General features: G+C 65.9%; 12 protein-coding genes. 10 read left to right on the top strand and 2 right to left on the bottom strand.

Annotation, left to right across the window (positions count from 1 at the left end; all coding sequences use genetic code 11):
• Window positions 1-383 precede the first annotated feature (383 nt).
• The 10 genes from rfbF (at window position 384) to GJV26_RS14840 (ending at window position 11,308) form a co-directional block, all read left to right on the top strand.
• Window positions 384-1,157, top strand: a complete 774-nt coding sequence (gene rfbF / locus GJV26_RS14885) for a glucose-1-phosphate cytidylyltransferase (RefSeq protein ID WP_155709495.1) — start codon at window positions 384-386, stop codon at window positions 1,155-1,157.
• On the top strand, window positions 1,154-2,236 hold the full coding sequence (gene rfbG / locus GJV26_RS14880; RefSeq protein WP_173346336.1) for a CDP-glucose 4,6-dehydratase: 1,083 nt from the start codon (window positions 1,154-1,156) through the stop codon (window positions 2,234-2,236). The genes rfbF and rfbG overlap by 4 nt, the downstream gene beginning before the upstream one ends.
• Before the next feature lie 2 nt (window positions 2,237-2,238).
• Window positions 2,239-3,564, top strand: a complete 1,326-nt coding sequence (rfbH, locus tag GJV26_RS14875; protein WP_155709493.1) for a lipopolysaccharide biosynthesis protein RfbH — start codon at window positions 2,239-2,241, stop codon at window positions 3,562-3,564.
• On the top strand, window positions 3,564-5,387 hold the full coding sequence (locus tag GJV26_RS14870; protein ID WP_155709491.1) for a thiamine pyrophosphate-binding protein: 1,824 nt from the start codon (window positions 3,564-3,566) through the stop codon (window positions 5,385-5,387). Before rfbH ends, GJV26_RS14870 begins: the two co-directional genes overlap by 1 nt.
• Window positions 5,387-6,373: an NAD-dependent epimerase/dehydratase family protein gene (locus tag GJV26_RS14865; RefSeq protein WP_229419305.1), complete on the top strand. Its 987-nt coding sequence runs from the start codon at window positions 5,387-5,389 to the stop codon at window positions 6,371-6,373. Before GJV26_RS14870 ends, GJV26_RS14865 begins: the two co-directional genes overlap by 1 nt.
• Window positions 6,370-7,272, top strand: coding sequence for an acetaldehyde dehydrogenase (acetylating) (locus tag GJV26_RS14860; RefSeq protein ID WP_155709490.1), 903 nt, complete (start codon window positions 6,370-6,372; stop codon window positions 7,270-7,272). The genes GJV26_RS14865 and GJV26_RS14860 overlap by 4 nt, the downstream gene beginning before the upstream one ends.
• Window positions 7,265-8,275 (top strand): 4-hydroxy-2-oxovalerate aldolase, encoded by a 1,011-nt coding sequence (gene dmpG / locus GJV26_RS14855; RefSeq protein WP_155709489.1) that lies wholly within the window; start codon window positions 7,265-7,267, stop codon window positions 8,273-8,275. Before GJV26_RS14860 ends, dmpG begins: the two co-directional genes overlap by 8 nt.
• Window positions 8,276-8,277: 2 nt before the next feature.
• The gene (locus GJV26_RS14850) at window positions 8,278-9,336 is read left to right on the top strand and encodes an NAD-dependent epimerase/dehydratase family protein (RefSeq protein ID WP_155709488.1); all 1,059 of its coding nucleotides are present in this window, start codon (window positions 8,278-8,280) and stop codon (window positions 9,334-9,336) included.
• A 78-nt stretch (window positions 9,337-9,414) separates the two neighbouring features.
• On the top strand, window positions 9,415-10,404 hold the full coding sequence (locus tag GJV26_RS14845) for a glycosyltransferase family 2 protein (protein WP_155709487.1): 990 nt from the start codon (window positions 9,415-9,417) through the stop codon (window positions 10,402-10,404).
• 43 nt (window positions 10,405-10,447) lie between these two features.
• Window positions 10,448-11,308: a hypothetical protein gene (locus tag GJV26_RS14840; protein WP_155709486.1), complete on the top strand. Its 861-nt coding sequence runs from the start codon at window positions 10,448-10,450 to the stop codon at window positions 11,306-11,308.
• A 90-nt stretch (window positions 11,309-11,398) separates the two neighbouring features.
• Here the strand turns inward: GJV26_RS14840 and GJV26_RS14835 are convergent, their stop codons facing one another.
• Window positions 11,399-12,790, bottom strand: coding sequence for an HlyD family type I secretion periplasmic adaptor subunit (locus tag GJV26_RS14835; RefSeq protein WP_155709485.1), 1,392 nt, complete (start codon window positions 12,788-12,790; stop codon window positions 11,399-11,401).
• A complete protein-coding gene (locus GJV26_RS14830) occupies window positions 12,763-14,907 on the bottom strand; it encodes a peptidase domain-containing ABC transporter (RefSeq protein WP_155709484.1) in 2,145 nt (714 codons plus the stop codon). Before GJV26_RS14830 ends, GJV26_RS14835 begins: the two co-directional genes overlap by 28 nt.
• Window positions 14,908-15,070 lie beyond the last annotated feature (163 nt).

Raw genomic sequence — 15,070 nt, 5'->3', positions numbered from 1 at the left:
GTGCAAGCCGGCGCCCAAGTGGCCGCACAAGACGGCTGCCCGGCGCAATCGCTGCCCACCGGGCAGCGGCGCTGCAATGGCGTCGCTGCACTACCGGCTGCGCCGACGCGTCTAGGACAGCGCCGATATCTCCGTAACGATAAGATAAACCGCATGCCGCGGCGCACCGGCGACCGCGCGTCGCACTGGAATGATCTTATCGACATCTGTCTTGTTATTCGGTCATTGGCAGTGCAACAACCTTCAATTCGTCCGATGAAAAGACCCTGAATTAGCGGGCGCTACGCCTCTTATTTTCGGTTTAGAATGCCGCCAAATGCTCCACAATAAGAGCGATCTCTCGCGGCGCGGAGAGCATAACAATCATCACTCGAGGAACCGAGATGAAAGCAGTCATACTCGCTGGCGGACTGGGAACGAGAATCAGCGAAGAAACCTCCACGCGTCCCAAGCCAATGGTCGAGATCGGAGGCAAGCCCATCCTGTGGCATATCCTCAAGAGCTATTCCGCGCACGGCATCAACGAATTCGTGATCTGCTGCGGCTACAAGGGCTATGTGATCAAGGAATTCTTCGCGAACTACTTCCTGCACATGTCGGATGTGACCTTCGACATCCAGTACAACACGATGGAAGTCCATGCGCGCAATGCGGAACCGTGGAAAGTGAGCGTCGTCGATACCGGCGACAACACGATGACGGGCGGCCGGCTCAAGCGCGTGCGCAAGTACCTGAACCCGGACGAGGATTTCTGCTTCACCTATGGCGACGGCCTGTCCGACGTGGATATCGGCGCGGCGGTGGCCTTCCACAAGCAGCACGGCAAGCTGGCCACGATGACGGCCGTGCAGCCGCCGGGCCGCTTCGGCGCCATCGAACTCGATGGCAACAGCATCCTGAGCTTCAAGGAAAAGCCGCAGGGCGACGGCAACTGGGTCAACGGCGGCTACTTCGTGCTGTCGCCCAAGGTGATCGACCTGATCGACGGCGACGCTACGACCTGGGAAAAGGAACCGATGGAACGCCTGGCCCAGAACGGGCAGATCGATGCGTTCTTCCATGACAGGTTCTGGCAGCCGATGGACACGCTGCGCGACAAGGTCCTGCTCGAAGAGCTGTGGCAAACCGGCAAGGCGCCCTGGAAGCGCTGGCCATGAACCCGGCGTTCTGGCGCGGCAAGCGCGTATTCTTGACCGGCCATACCGGCTTCAAGGGCAGCTGGCTCAGCCTGTGGTTGCAGTCGCTCGGCGCGCACGTTACCGGCTTTGCCCTGCCCGCCCCCAGTGAGCCCAGCCTGTTCGCCGCAGCCCGCGTGGCCGAAGGCATGGTGTCGCTGACCGGCGATATCCGCGATGCCGAAGCGCTGCGCCGCACAATGCAGGATGCGCAACCCGAGATCGTCATCCACATGGCGGCCCAGGCCCTGGTCCGCCATTCCTACGTCGACCCGGTGGGTACCTACTCGACCAATGTCATGGGGCTGGTGCACCTGTTCGAAGCGGTGCGCGCCACCCCCGGCGTGGCCGCGGTCGTCAATGTCACGAGCGACAAGTGCTACGAGAACCGCGAATGGCCTTGGGGCTACCGCGAAAACGAGGCAATGGGCGGCTACGACCCGTACAGCAACAGCAAGGGCTGCGCCGAACTGGTAACGGGCGCCTACCGCTCGTCGTTCTTCAATCCGGCCAGCCATGCCGAGCATGGCGTGGCGCTGGGTTCCGGCCGCGCCGGCAATGTGATCGGCGGCGGCGACTGGGCGGAAGACCGCCTGATCCCCGACATGATCCGCGCCATCGGCCGCGGCACGCCGGTGCGGATCCGCAGCCCGCATGCGATCCGGCCCTGGCAGCACGTACTGGAACCACTGTCGGGCTACCTGACCCTGGCCGAACACCTGGTGAGCGATGGCGCGCAGTACGCCGAAGGCTTCAATTTCGGCCCGCACGACACCGATGCGCGCCCGGTGCAATGGATCGTCGAACGCCTGTGCCAGCGCTGGGGAGACGGCGCCGCCTGGGAGCTGGACGGCGCGCCGCAGCCGCATGAGGCAACCTACCTGAAACTCGACTGTTCGAAGGCCCGCAGCCGACTGGACTGGCAGCCGCGCTGGTCGCTCGGCGAAACCCTCGATCACATCGTGGCCTGGCACCGGGCGCACGCCGCCGGCCAGGACATGCGCGCCGTCACGCAGGAACAGATCAACATCTATCAACATACCGGATACAAAGAAGGCTGACCATGAGCGAACAACAAAGCAAAGAACAACTGCGCGAGCAGATCGCGGCGCTGGTCCGCCAATACGGTGAGCTGGCCAGCCAGCCGCGCGCTTTCGAACCGGGCGTCACGGTCATTCCGCCGGCTGGCAAGGTCGTCGGCGCGCCGGAAATGGAGCTGATGGTGGAAGCCTCGCTCGATGCGTGGCTGACCACGGGGCGGTTCAACGACCAGTTCGAAGCCAAATTGGCCAAGCTGATCGGCGTTCAGCACCTGATCACCGTGAACTCGGGCTCCTCGGCCAACCTGGTGGCCTTCAATACGCTGACCTCGCCGAAGCTGGGCCCGCGCGCCATCGTTCCGGGAGACGAAGTGATCGGTGTCGCCGCCGGCTTCCCCACGACCGTCAACCCGATCATCCAGTTCGGGGCGATACCGGTATTCGTGGATGTGGAACTGGGCACCTACAACATCGACGTCACCAAGCTGGAAGCGGCGATCGGCCCGAAGACCAAGGCCATCATGCTGGCGCACACGCTGGGCAATCCCTATAACCTGGACGTGATCACGGCGCTGTGCAAGAAGTACCGGCTGTGGCTGATCGAGGATTGCTGCGACGCGCTGGGATCGACCTACCGCGGCAAGATGGTGGGCACGTTCGGCGACATCGGCACCATGTCGTTCTACCCGGCGCACCACATCACGATGGGCGAAGGCGGCGCCGTGTTCACCAACAACGCCGAGCTCAAGATGATCGCCGAATCGTTCCGCGACTGGGGCCGCGACTGCTATTGCCCGCCCGGCAAGGACAACACCTGCGGCAAGCGCTTCTGCTGGAAACTGGGCACGCTGCCGGAAGGCTACGATCACAAGTACACGTACAGCCACCTGGGCTACAACCTGAAGATCACCGATATGCAGGCGGCCTGCGGCCTGGCCCAGATCGATCGCGCGGCCGGCTTCATCCAGGCCCGCAAGGACAACTTCGCCTACCTGAAGGAACGGCTGCAGACGTGCGCCGAATTCCTGATCCTGCCGGAAGCGACCGAAGGGTCCGATCCGTCCTGGTTCGGCTTCCCGATGACGCTCAAGCCCGAAGCGAACGCGTCGCGGGTCGACCTGCTGACCTACCTGGACCAGCACAAGATCGGTACCCGCCTGCTGTTCGCCGGCAACCTGACGCGCCAGCCCTACATGATCGGCCGTAACTACCGCGTCTCCGGCGACCTGACCAATACCGACCGCGTGATGAACGACACCTTCTGGGTCGGCGTCTATCCCGGCCTGTCGCGCGAGATGCTCGACTACGTGGTCGACAAGCTGGAAACCTTCTTCGGCGTGAATTTCTGATGGCATCGCAAGAGAAAATCAAGGTCGCGCAACTGGTGGCCGAGCAGCTCGAGGCGCTCGGCATCCGCCATGCGTTCGGCATCATCGGCGCGGGCAACGTGCACCTGTTCGAAGCCATCGCGCACCATGGCTACACCGAGATCGTGTGCGTGCACCACGAGCAGGCCGCGTGCATGGCGGTGCAAACCTATTACCGCACCAACGGCCGCCTGGCCGCCGTGCTGCTGACCACCGGCGCCGGCTCCACCAACGGCGTGACGGGCGTGGCCTCGGCATGGGCCGATTCGATTCCCTGCCTGGTCATCGCCGGCAACGAGAATTCGAAGTACTGCTTCCCGGACAACCCGCTGCGCATGTGGGGCGTGCAGGGCTACGACTCCTGCCAGATGGTGGAGCGCATCGTCAAGTACACCGAACGCGTGACGCAGCCGCACCAGACGCTGCGCGCGCTGCAGCAGGCCACGCACGTGGCGCTGGAAGGCCGCCCGGGCCCGACGTGGGTCGAGATCCCCATGGACATCCAGTCCAGCCGCGTCGAGCGCGAAGCGATGGCGCAGTTCGCGCCGCCGGCGCAGCCGCAGCAGGCCACGCCGGATATCGACGGCCAGATCGACAGCGCGCTGGCCGCGCTGCTGGCCGCCGAGCGCCCGCTGCTGTGGCTCGGCAACGGCATTCGCCTGGCGCACGCGGAAGAAAAGCTGCTGCCGCTGCTGGAACGCCTCGGCGTGCCCGTGCTGGTCTCGTGGGCCGGCATCGACATGCTCGATTCCGACCATGAGCTGGTGATGGGCCGCGCCGGCGTGTATGGCCAGCGCGCCGCCAACTTCATCCTGCAGAACAGCGACTACGTGCTGGCCATCGGCACCCGGCTGGCGATCCCGCAGGTCGGCTACGACCTGACGGAACTGGCGCGGATGGCGCGCATCGACGTGGTCGACATCGACCCGGCCGAAGCGCGCAAGCTCGGTACCCGCACCGAGCAGCAGATCGTGTGCGACGCCGGCGTCTTCATCGACGGCCTGCTGGCGCGCCAGCCGGCGCCGGCGCCGCGCAAGGCGGCGTGGATCGAGCGCTGCCACGCCTACCGCGAGCAGTTCCCGTGGGTGGGCGAAGAACACGCCGACAAGGGCGGCTTCATGAACTCCTACCGCTTCATGGAGCGCCTGAACGGCTTCTTCAAGGATGACCAGGTGGTGGTCACCGACATGGGCACGGCGCTGCTGTGCGGCCACCAGGTGCTGCGCCTGAAGCCGGGCCAGCGCCTGATGACCTCCACCGGCCTGGGCGAGATGGGCTACGGCCTGCCGGCGGCGCTGGGCGTCTCCTTCGCCAACGAACGCGGCGAGGTGATGTGCCTGAACTGCGACGGCGGCATGATGATGAACCTGCAGGAACTGCAGACCGTGGTGCACCACCAGCTGCCGATCAAGCTGTTCATCTTCAACAACGACGGCTACCTGATGATCAAGCACACGCAGAACGCGCTGTTCAAGGGCGGCTACGTGGGCACCGACCGCAAGTCCGGCATCTCGTGCCCCGATTTTTCGAAGCTGGCCAAGGCCTTCGACATTCCCGCCTTCCAGATCCGCCATTGGGATGAAGTGGACGGTACCCTGGCCCAGGTGCAGGCCGCCACCGGCCCGGTGATCTGCGAAGTGTTCATGCACCCGGAGCAGCTGTTCTCGCCGAAGCTGTCGCTGGTCGCGCGCGCGGATGGCAGCCTGGTTTCCCCGCCGCTGGAAGACCTGTCGCCGCTGCTGCCGCGCGAAACCCTGGAGGGGGCCATGTTGCAGGGCATGCACGAGAAGTCGAAATCGCTGTAATGGTACCCATGCGCGAGCCGACGCCGATCACCGTAGCCATTCTCGGCGCCAGCAGCCAGCTGGCGCGCGATCTGGTGCAGTCGATGGCGCGGCACGGCGGCTACACGCCGCTGCTGTATGCCCGCGATACGGCGGCCGTGCAGCGCTGGCTGGCCGGCGCCGGCCTGGCCGGCCGCCACGAGGTACTGCCCTACGGCGCCTACGGCGAGCAGGACCATGCCGCGGTGATCAACTTCGTCGGTGTCGGCGATCCGGCGCGCGCCGCCGCGCTGGGCAACGGCATCTTCGGCATCACCGCCGAATACGACGAACTGGCGCTGCGCGGGCTGGAGCGCCAGCCGGAGCGACGCTATATCTTCCTTTCCAGCGGCGCCGCGTACGGTCACGTCTTTCATCAGCCGGTGGACGAACACACGCTGGCCGTCGTGCCGCTCAACGCGCTGGCGCCGCAGGACTGGTATGGCGCGGCCAAGCTGCACGCCGAGTGCCGGCACCGGGCGCTGCCGCAGCACGCCATCACGGACCTGCGCGTGTTCAATTACTTCAGCCGCAGCCAGGACCTGGCCGCGCGCTTTTTCATCACCGACCTGTTGCGCGCCGTGCGCGACGGCGGCGTGCTGCGCACCTCGCCGGATCCGATGGTGCGCGATTTCCTGCACCCGGACGATTTCTTCCAGCTGGTCGACCGCGTGCTGCGCGGCCCGGCGGGCAACCGGGCGCTCGATTGCTACAGCGCCGCGCCGGTGGACAAGGCCACCCTGCTGGCGGCCATGGCCGAACGGTTCGGCCTGCGTTACGAAACCGGGCCCGCCGCGCCGCTCAATGCGACCGGCGCCAAACCCCACTATTATTCGCGCCAGCGCCTGGCGGCCAGCCTTGGCTACCAGCCCGCATACACCTCGCTGGACACCGTGCTGGGCGAAGCGGCCGCCATCCTTGGCCGCCCCGCCCGGCACCCGGCACCCCCTCAGGAGAATCTGGAATGAGTCAGGCCAACAAGACCCGGATCGGCATCATCGGTTCCGGCAATATCGGCACCGACCTGCTGGTCAAGATCATGCGGTCGCCGAACCTGACCTGCACGCTGTTCGCAGGCCGCAACTTCAACTCGGCGGGCATGAAACGCGCCAGCCAGCTCGGCGTGCCGATCTCGGACCGGGGCATCGAAGCGATCGTGGCCGACCCGTCGATCTGCGACGTGGTGTTCGACTGCACGTCGGCCCATGCCCACATCGAGCACTGGGCCATCCTGGAAAAGCTGGGCAAGACCGTGGTCGACATGACGCCGGCCAAGCTGGGCGAGTTCTGCATTCCCGCCATCAATGCGCGCGAATGTCTCGATTCGGGTGCCCGCAACATCAACATGATCACCTGCGGCGGCCAGTCGTCGATCCCGATCGCCAGCGCCATCGGCGGCATCCACCAGAGCATCGAATACATCGAGGTGGCGTCGAGCATCGCCTCGCGCAGCGCCGGCCCGGCCACGCGCGCCAACCTGGACGAATACATCGAGACCACCGAGGATGCGCTGCTGCGCTTCTCGGGCGCCAAGCGCGCCAAGGCGATCCTGATCCTGAACCCGGCCAATCCGCCGATCGACATGCAGACCACGATCTATGCCAAGATCACCGATCCCGACCTGCCGGCCATCCGCGCGGCCGTGGAGGCGATGGTGGCCCAGCTCAAGACCTACGTGCCGGGCTTCCAGCTGATCGTGCCGCCGACCATGGAAGGCGGCCGCGTGGTCACCACCGTCAAGGTGCTGGGCAACGGCGACTACCTGCCCCAGTACGCGGGCAATCTCGACATCATCAACTGCGCCGCAATCGCGGTGGCCGAAATGCTGGCCATCAGCAAGGATCCGAAGGAGGCCAAGCATGGCTAAGCAAGTACTGATCAGCGACCCTACCCTGCGCGACGGCAACCACGCCGTGCGCCACCAGCTCGGCCGCGAAGCGTTCGCCGCCTATTGCAAGGCGGCCGAGGCCGCCGGCGTGCCGATCGTCGAGGTGGGCCATGGCAACGGCCTGGGCGCCTCGTCGCTGCTGGTGGGCGAAGCCAGCCTGACGGACGAGGAAATCCTGGCCGTGGCCCGCGAGCACCTGCGCACGACCCGCCTGGCGATCCACGTGATTCCCGGCTTCTGCACCATCAAGAAAGACCTGAGCCGCGCCGTCGAACTGGGAGTCGACCTGTTCCGCGTCGCCTCGCACTGCACCGAAGCCGACATCACCGACCGCCATATCGCCTACGCCCGCGCACAGGGCAAGGAGGCGTGGGGAGTGCTGATGATGAGCCACATGGCCTCGCCGGCCGTGCTGCTGGAAGAAGCAAAGAAGATGGAATCGTATGGCGCCGAAGCGATCGTCATCATGGATTCGGCCGGCGCCTACTTCCCCGACGACGTGCGCGAGCGCATCGCCACGCTGGTGAACGGCCTGTCGATCCCGGTCGGCTTCCACGGCCATAACAATCTGGGCATGTCGGTGATCAATTCGGTGGCCGCGGTGGAGGAAGGCGCCAGCATCATCGACGGCACCATCCGCGGCTTCGGCGCGGGCGCCGGCAATACCCAGCTCGAAGTGCTGGTCGCCGTATTCCAGCGAATGGGCGTCGAGACCGGCATCGACCTGTACAAGATCCTCGACGCCGCCGATATCGCCGAGAAGGCGTTCAATCCGGTGGCGCCGACGATCTCGCCGCTGTCCATCGTGTCCGGGCTGGCCGGGGTGTTTTCCGGCTTCGCCAAGCCGGTGGCGCGCGCCGCCGAAGAATACCAGGTCGATCCCCGCGACATCTTCTTCGCCCTGGGCAAACGCAATGCGGTGGCCGGCCAGGAGAGCCTGATCATCGAAGTGGCGCGCGATCTCGCCGCGCAGAAAGGCTGACCATGAGCGATCAACGTTTTGCCGACATGCGCCAGGACTGCCTGGCCGCCAGCGCCTACCAGCCCGACGTGCGGGCGTTGCTGGCGCGCCAGCACATCGCCGTTACCGGCGGCACCGGCTTCCTCGGCAGCTGGATCGCCAACATGGTGGCGGCGCTGAACGACGAGTATGGCGCGGGCATCGTGCTCGACCTGTATGCCCGCCATACCGGCGACTGGGCGCAGCGCTATCCGCACCTGGCCAAGCGCCTCGATATCCGCCTGCACTCGCAGGATGTGCGCTCCTCGTTCGAATTCGCCAAGGGCACCACGCTGGTGGTGCACGCGGCCGGCATCCCGAACAACCGGGTGCACTCTTCCGATCCGCTGCGCGTGCACCAGACCACCGTCGGCGGCATCGCCAACGCGCTGGAAGCGGCCACCCAGCTGGACGGCCTGCGCCGTTTCGTCAATGTGAGCTCCTGCCTGGTGGCCGGCACGCCGCAGCGCCCCGGCCCCCTGACCGAGCAGGACTGCTTCCCGGTGGCGCCGGGCCAGCTGCACACCGTGTATGCCGACGCCAAGCGGGCCGCCGAAATGCTCGCCGCCGTCTACCGGAGCCAGTACCGGCTGCCCGTCACCACGGTGCGCCCTTTCACGCTGACCGGCGCCGGCCAGGAACTGGATCGCCCATGGGCCATCAACACCTTCCTGCGCGACGTGCTGACGGGCAGCGAGATCCGCATCCACGGCGACGGCAGCGCGCGCCGCAGCTACCTGTACGGCAGCGATGCCGCATGGTGGACGCTGGCGGCGCTGGCGCTGGGCGGCGATGGCGAGGTGTACAACCTGGGCAGCCCGGAACCGGTCAGCCATGCCGACCTGGCGCGCCTGATCGTCAGCCGCGTGTCGCCGCACAGCCGCGTGGTGACCAACACGCTGCCCGGCAAGCGCCAGACGCAGGATGACCTGTATCCGGACCTGTCGGCCACGATGCAGAAACTGGGCGTGCATGCCACCTGCCCGCTGCACGAGGCGGTCGACAAGACCTACCGCTGGCTGGCCACGCCGCGCACGCTGTAGGGCGGCCGTGCCTTCGATCGAATCACCCGGCCCGGCGCAGCACGGCGCGCCGGGGTTGCCAACCTCCTGAACCTGCCCATGTCCACACCGTTTTCCGATACCCCGGCCGGGCACCCCGCCGCCGCGCCCGATGGCGCCGCCGGCGCCCCCCCGGTGCCGCTGGTTTCCGTACTGATCCCCACGCACAACCGGCCCGACTATTGCGAGCTGGCCGTGCAGTCGGTGGTGGCGCAAACGTATGCCAACCTGGAAATCGTCATCAGCGACAACAGCGAGGACGACGCCACCGCGCAGCGGCTGGCTCCGCTGATAGCGAACGACCCGCGTATCCGCTACCTGCGCGCGCCCGGCTGCAGCGCGCTCGAAAACTTCATCAACTGCTATGACAGTTCGCACGGCGAGTTCGTCAACTACCTGATGGATGACGACCTGTTTCATCCGGAGAAGATCGCCCGGATGATGGCGGCGATGGCCAGCGGCCCGAAGGTGGGCCTGGTGACGTCGTTCCGCATGCTGATCGATGCCGATGGCAATCCGCTGCCATCCATCAAGGGCACCGAGCGCCTGTTCGAGCAGCCGACCGCCATCGGCGGCACCTCGTTTGCCGAACTGATCCTGCGCAACGGCAGCAACCTGGTGGGCGAGCCCACCACCGCCATGTTCCGCCGCAGCCTGCTGGACCGGCGGTTCGGGGTCTTCCTCGGCCGCCAGTACACCACGCTGTCCGACGTGGCCACCTGGCTGCAGGTGATGACCCAGGCCGATGCCGTCTACCTGCCGGAGCCGCTGAGCTACTTCCGCCTGCACGGCGGGCAGGACCAGCGCAACAACCGCGTGCGCATCGAGGCCAACGTGGAATGGCTGCAGCTGCTGTGCGATGCCCACCTGCACGGCAAGTTCCTGACCGACCGCGCGGCGCTGCACGACATGTTGACCGGCAAGCTGATGACGGCCATGTGGTTCCTCACGTCGGTGCACGACGAGATCAAGGGCGGCGCCATCGAGGCCGAGCGCGTGCAGACCGCCGTGCGCAGCGCGCTCGACATCCTGTTGACGCGGCCCGCATGACGATGCCGGCCCCGTCCAACCTTTTGCCTGCCGGGAGACCGCGATGAAACCTCGTCCCTATATCATCCTTACGCCGAGTTATTGCGTCAGCGGCGGCGTGCGCGTCATGCATGCGCTGTGCCACGAGCTCAACATGCTGGGCTTCGATGCCCGGCTGCTGCTGACCTCGAACCTGTCGGGCGATGGCCCGCTGGTCAATCCGCACTGGCATACGCCGACCATCAACGAATCGATCGACGACTGGCCGCGGATCAACGAGGAATCGATCGTCATCAGCGCCGATGGCATCCTTGGCAATCCGTTCGGGGCCAAGCGCATCGTGCGCTACATCCTCGGGCTGGAAGGCGCGCCGAGCGCTCCCGAAGAGTTCAAGGTGTATTTTTCGCGCAGCTTCATCACCAACCGCACGGGCTCGGCGCACACGCTGTTCTACCTGGCCGCGGACCTGGCGCTGTTCAACGACAACCGCGCCGAAGAACGCACGCAGGACATGCTATGGCTGGGCAAGTGCGCGCAGTACTGCACCGAGCCGCCGCCGGGCGCGGTGCATATCACGTACCAGTGGCCGGCCGCCCGCCACGAACTGGCCGAACAGCTGCGGCGCACCCGCTACCTGTACTCGTACGATGCGGTCAGCCTGACCAACGTGGAAGCGGTGCTGTGCGGCGCGGCGGTCATCGTCAAGCACATGAGCTACAACGGCAGGCCCTGGGGCCGGGCGGATCTCGAAGCGTTCGAGCTGGGCGCCGGGGGCTTCGCCTTCGATGAAACGCCGGCCGAGCTCGAACGTGCGCTGCGCTCGCGCGGCGAGCTGATGGAACGGGCGCGCGCGGCGCAGATGAGCTACCGCCAGCGCCTGCTGAACTTCGTCGACGATACCCAGTATTATTTCCGCAATACCTGAGCAGGGGTGCCGCGGCAGGGGTGCCGCGGCAGGGATGCCCGGCAGCCGGACCGGCGCGCGCCGATGGCGCCGCGTCGGCCGGGCGATGGCTCAAGGTTCCCGGATCGACTCATCCATTGCCTTCGTCAACGGCCATAGCAGGTACGACATGATCGTACGCTCGCCGGTGACGACTTCCGCGGTGACCGTCATGCCCGGCAACAGCCGCGCCCCGGGTTCCATCCGGCGCAGTTGCGTATTGCCGTAGTCGACCCGGGCAAGATAGTACGCATCCGTGCCCTGGCCGGCCGCGACCTGCTCGCGCTTGAACGAGTCCGAGCTCACGGTGCGCAGCTTGCCATCGAGCGCGCCGTGTTTCTGGAACGGGAAGGCATCGAGCTTCAGGTGCACGTGCGCATTCGGCTGGATATAGCCGATGTCGGCCGAATCGATCTCCACTTCCGCTTCCAGCTTGGCGCCCAGCGGCACCAGCGTGAACATCGCCTCCGCCTCGCGCACGATGGAGCCTTGCGACAGCTTGCCCACTTCCAGCACGACCGCGTCTACGGGTGCCGCCACGCGCACCATCTGGCGCCGCTTGTCGGCCTTGGTCAGCTGCTCGTTGATGCTGTCGCGCTCGCGCGTCACGCCCAGCAGGTCTTCCAGCGACTTTTGCCGCCAGCCGCGGTTCAGCGCGGCGCGTTCGGCCTCGGCGGAGGCCAGTTCCTTGGCCAGCTCGAGATCGCGGCTGCGGCCGTTGATCAGGCTGCGCTCGACTTCGAGCCGGCGGTCGCGCGCTTCCAGCAGCTGCAGCTTGGCGCCAAAGTTTTCCGCCACCAGCTGCTGCTGCATCGCCTCGATCTGCGCCAGGGATTTCAGGCGCTCGGCCAGCACCGCCTGGTCGCGCTTGTTCGTTTCCATGGAAGCGCGCAGCCTTTGCACGTTTTCATCGAGCTTGCGTTTCTGTGCCTCGAAATTGGCCTGGCGTTCGCCGGACAGCTGCGCCTGCAGCGCATTGTCGGCCCCCGCGGCGGCACTGCCGCCGGAACTGGCCGGCGGCCGCGTGCCGGCCAGTTCGGCCTGCAGGCTGGCCACCTGGGTATCCAGGCTGGCCAGCCGGTTGCGCAACTGCTGTTCGTCGGCCTGCGTAAACGTGGGGTCCAGTTCGGCGAGCAGCTCGCCGGCCTTGACCACCTGCCCCGCCCGCACGTGAACGCGCTGCACGATCGACGTTTCCAGCGGCTGCACGACGATGTTCGACGTGGGGTTGACCAGCCGGCCATGGGCGGTGACCACGGTTTCCATTTTCGAGAAGCTGGCCCACAGCACGAACAGCACGAACGCCAGCACGAGCAGGTGCAGCGTCATGCGCACATAGCGCGGCAGCGGCGTGCGTTCGATCGCATCCGCATCGGGCAGGAATTCGACTTCGGTATCCTCGCCCATGCGGCGCTTGGCGGAGCGGCGTTCGCCCATCACAGGTGGCTTGTTTGCTGGTTCCATAGATGCTGGTAAGTGTCGCTGCGCGTCAGCAGCTCTTCATGGCGGCCGGCGTCGACCAGGCGGCCGCGCTGCATGACGAGAATGGAGTCCGCGTTGACGAGCGTGGACAGGCGGTGCGAGATCATCACGACCGTGCGGCCGACCGCGATCTTCGACAGGTTGCGGATGAAGATCGCCTCGCTTTCCGGATCGAGTGCGGAAGCGGCTTCGTCCAGGATAAGGATGCGCGGCTTGGCCAGCAGCGAGCGGGCGATCGACAGCCGCTGCTTCTGGCCGCCGGAGAGGTTCGAGGCATTCTCTTCCAGCATCGTGTCGTAGCCCATCGGCATGCGTTCGATGAATTCGTCGGCGCCGGCCGCTGCCGCGGCTTCGCTGATTTCCTCGAACGTGGCATCGGGCTTGGTGATCAGCAGGTTTTCGCGGATCGTCCCGCGGAACAGGAAATTCTCCTGCAGCACGACGCCGATCTGCCGGCGCAGGTGCGCCAGTTCGATCTCGCGCGCATCGAAGCCGTCGAAGCGCACGATGCCTTCCTGCACCGCGTACAGGCCCTGGATCACCTTGGTGAGCGTGGTCTTGCCGGAGCCGCTGCGGCCGACGATGCCCACCACGGTGCCGGGCGTGATCGTGAAGGTGGTGTGGTCCAGCGCGTTGATCTGGCTGCCCGGGTAACGGAACGTCACGTCTTCGAACTTGATCTCGCCCTGCAGCACAGGGCGCAGTCCACCGGCGCCGGCGCGGCCTTCGGGCGCGCGGTTCATCACCTCGCCCAGCATCTTGACGGACAGCGCGGTTTCCTGGTACTCGTTGACCAGGCCCACGATCGAGATCAGCGGCTGCGTGACGCGCTGCGACAGCATCTGGAACGCGATCAGCGCGCCGATCGTCAGCGTGCCGTCGAACACGCCCTGGGCGCCCATCACGATCAGCACCACCGGCAGCAGCTTGCCGAGGAAATCCGTCACGGCGTTGCCGGTGATCGAGATCTGGCCCACGCGGAAGTGCATCGTGATCGCCTCGGCCGAGCGCTGGTCCCAGTCGCGGCGCTGCGAAGGCTCGATCGCCAGCGCCTTCACGGTACGCATGCCGTGGATGGTTTCCACCAGCATCGCCTGGCGCATGCCCTCGGCCGTGTACAGCGCCTTGAGCCGGCGCTGGAACGTGGGGATCATGGCCATGACCACGCCGGCGATCAGTACCGCGAACAGCAGCACGATCATCGTCAGCTTGAACGAATAGGAGAACAGGATCGGCAGGAACACGAGCAGCGACAGCAGGTCGAGCCCCGTGAAGAACAGCCGTCCCGTCAGGAAGCTGCGGATCTTTTCGAGCTGCTGCATGTGCTGCGTGATGATGCCGGCCGTGGTGGTCTCGAAATAATCGATTGGCAGCGACAGCAGATGGGCGAAGGTGCGGCGCGTGAGCCGCATGTCGATCTTGTTCGAGGCGGCCAGGATCAGCACCTGCCGCAGGTAGCCGAACAGCGCATCGAAGACGAGGGCCAGCGTGATGCCGGCGGTCAGCACCCACAGCGTGCTGTAGCTCTGGTGCGTGAGCACCTTGTCGATCACGAGCTGGAAGAAGATCGGCGAGGCCAATGCCAGCAGCTGCATGACGATGGCGGCGAGCAGGATGTCGCGGAACGCCGTTTTCTGCTTCATCAGTTCGGGGATGAACCATTTCAGCCCGAACGGCTGCGACGGGTCGGTGAGCTTGTGCTGCCGCTTGAAGAACAGCACCTGGCCGGACCAGTGGCGCATGAAGTCGTCGTGCCCCACCAGCACGACCTGGCCGTTGTTGGCCACGGGATTGAGCACGGCCACCTTGCCGTCCGCGCCCTCGCCTTCGCCGCCGACGATGATGACCATGTTGCCTTCGTCGAGGCGGGCGAGCAGGGGATACACGCCCTGCTGGTGCAGCAGGCGTTGCCAGGTGAGCTTGTCGGCCTTTGCCTTCAGGCCGATATCGCCGGCGATACGCAGCAATGCGCCGTCATTGGGCTCCTCCGCACCGAGTGCATTCTCGTCGATCAGGCGCTGTGGATTGATCTGCAGCCCGTGATGTTGCGCGACGGCGGTCAGGCACTGGATGGCGGTATGGGCAAAGTTATCGGGCATGTGCTGGGACGCAAGTTTTCGCCAATGGATTCTACCCCACGCACGGCTGTAGCAGGCGCCACTCAAAGCGCGGAACAGCGGGGTAAAACCCATTGATAAAAAAACGGCAAGACTGCTGTCTTGCCGTTTCGGTTGCCGTTGGCCGGGGTTGCCGGCCAGGGTT

It is taken from the genome of Pseudoduganella dura (genome assembly GCF_009727155.1).
GTDB lineage: Bacteria > Pseudomonadota > Gammaproteobacteria > Burkholderiales > Burkholderiaceae_D > Rugamonas > Rugamonas dura.
This window is presented reverse-complemented; position numbering and strand designations above follow the sequence as displayed.

What these genes read in the sequence shown, in the direction of transcription:
- rfbH (WP_155709493.1), top strand. Translation starts at nt 2,239, where the DNA reads ATGAGCGAACAACAAAGCAAAGAACAACTGCGCGAGCAGATCGCGGCG.
- GJV26_RS14840 (WP_155709486.1), top strand. Translation starts at nt 10,448, where the DNA reads ATGAAACCTCGTCCCTATATCATCCTTACGCCGAGTTATTGCGTCAGC.
- GJV26_RS14830 (WP_155709484.1), bottom strand. Translation starts at nt 14,907, where the DNA reads ATGCCCGATAACTTTGCCCATACCGCCATCCAGTGCCTGACCGCCGTC.
- GJV26_RS14835 (WP_155709485.1), bottom strand. Translation starts at nt 12,790, where the DNA reads ATGGAACCAGCAAACAAGCCACCTGTGATGGGCGAACGCCGCTCCGCC.
- rfbF (WP_155709495.1), top strand. Translation starts at nt 384, where the DNA reads ATGAAAGCAGTCATACTCGCTGGCGGACTGGGAACGAGAATCAGCGAA.
- GJV26_RS14870 (WP_155709491.1), top strand. Translation starts at nt 3,564, where the DNA reads ATGGCATCGCAAGAGAAAATCAAGGTCGCGCAACTGGTGGCCGAGCAG.
- GJV26_RS14860 (WP_155709490.1), top strand. Translation starts at nt 6,370, where the DNA reads ATGAGTCAGGCCAACAAGACCCGGATCGGCATCATCGGTTCCGGCAAT.
- dmpG (WP_155709489.1), top strand. Translation starts at nt 7,265, where the DNA reads ATGGCTAAGCAAGTACTGATCAGCGACCCTACCCTGCGCGACGGCAAC.
- GJV26_RS14865 (WP_229419305.1), top strand. Translation starts at nt 5,387, where the DNA reads ATGGTACCCATGCGCGAGCCGACGCCGATCACCGTAGCCATTCTCGGC.
- GJV26_RS14850 (WP_155709488.1), top strand. Translation starts at nt 8,278, where the DNA reads ATGAGCGATCAACGTTTTGCCGACATGCGCCAGGACTGCCTGGCCGCC.
- GJV26_RS14845 (WP_155709487.1), top strand. Translation starts at nt 9,415, where the DNA reads ATGTCCACACCGTTTTCCGATACCCCGGCCGGGCACCCCGCCGCCGCG.
- rfbG (WP_173346336.1), top strand. Translation starts at nt 1,154, where the DNA reads ATGAACCCGGCGTTCTGGCGCGGCAAGCGCGTATTCTTGACCGGCCAT.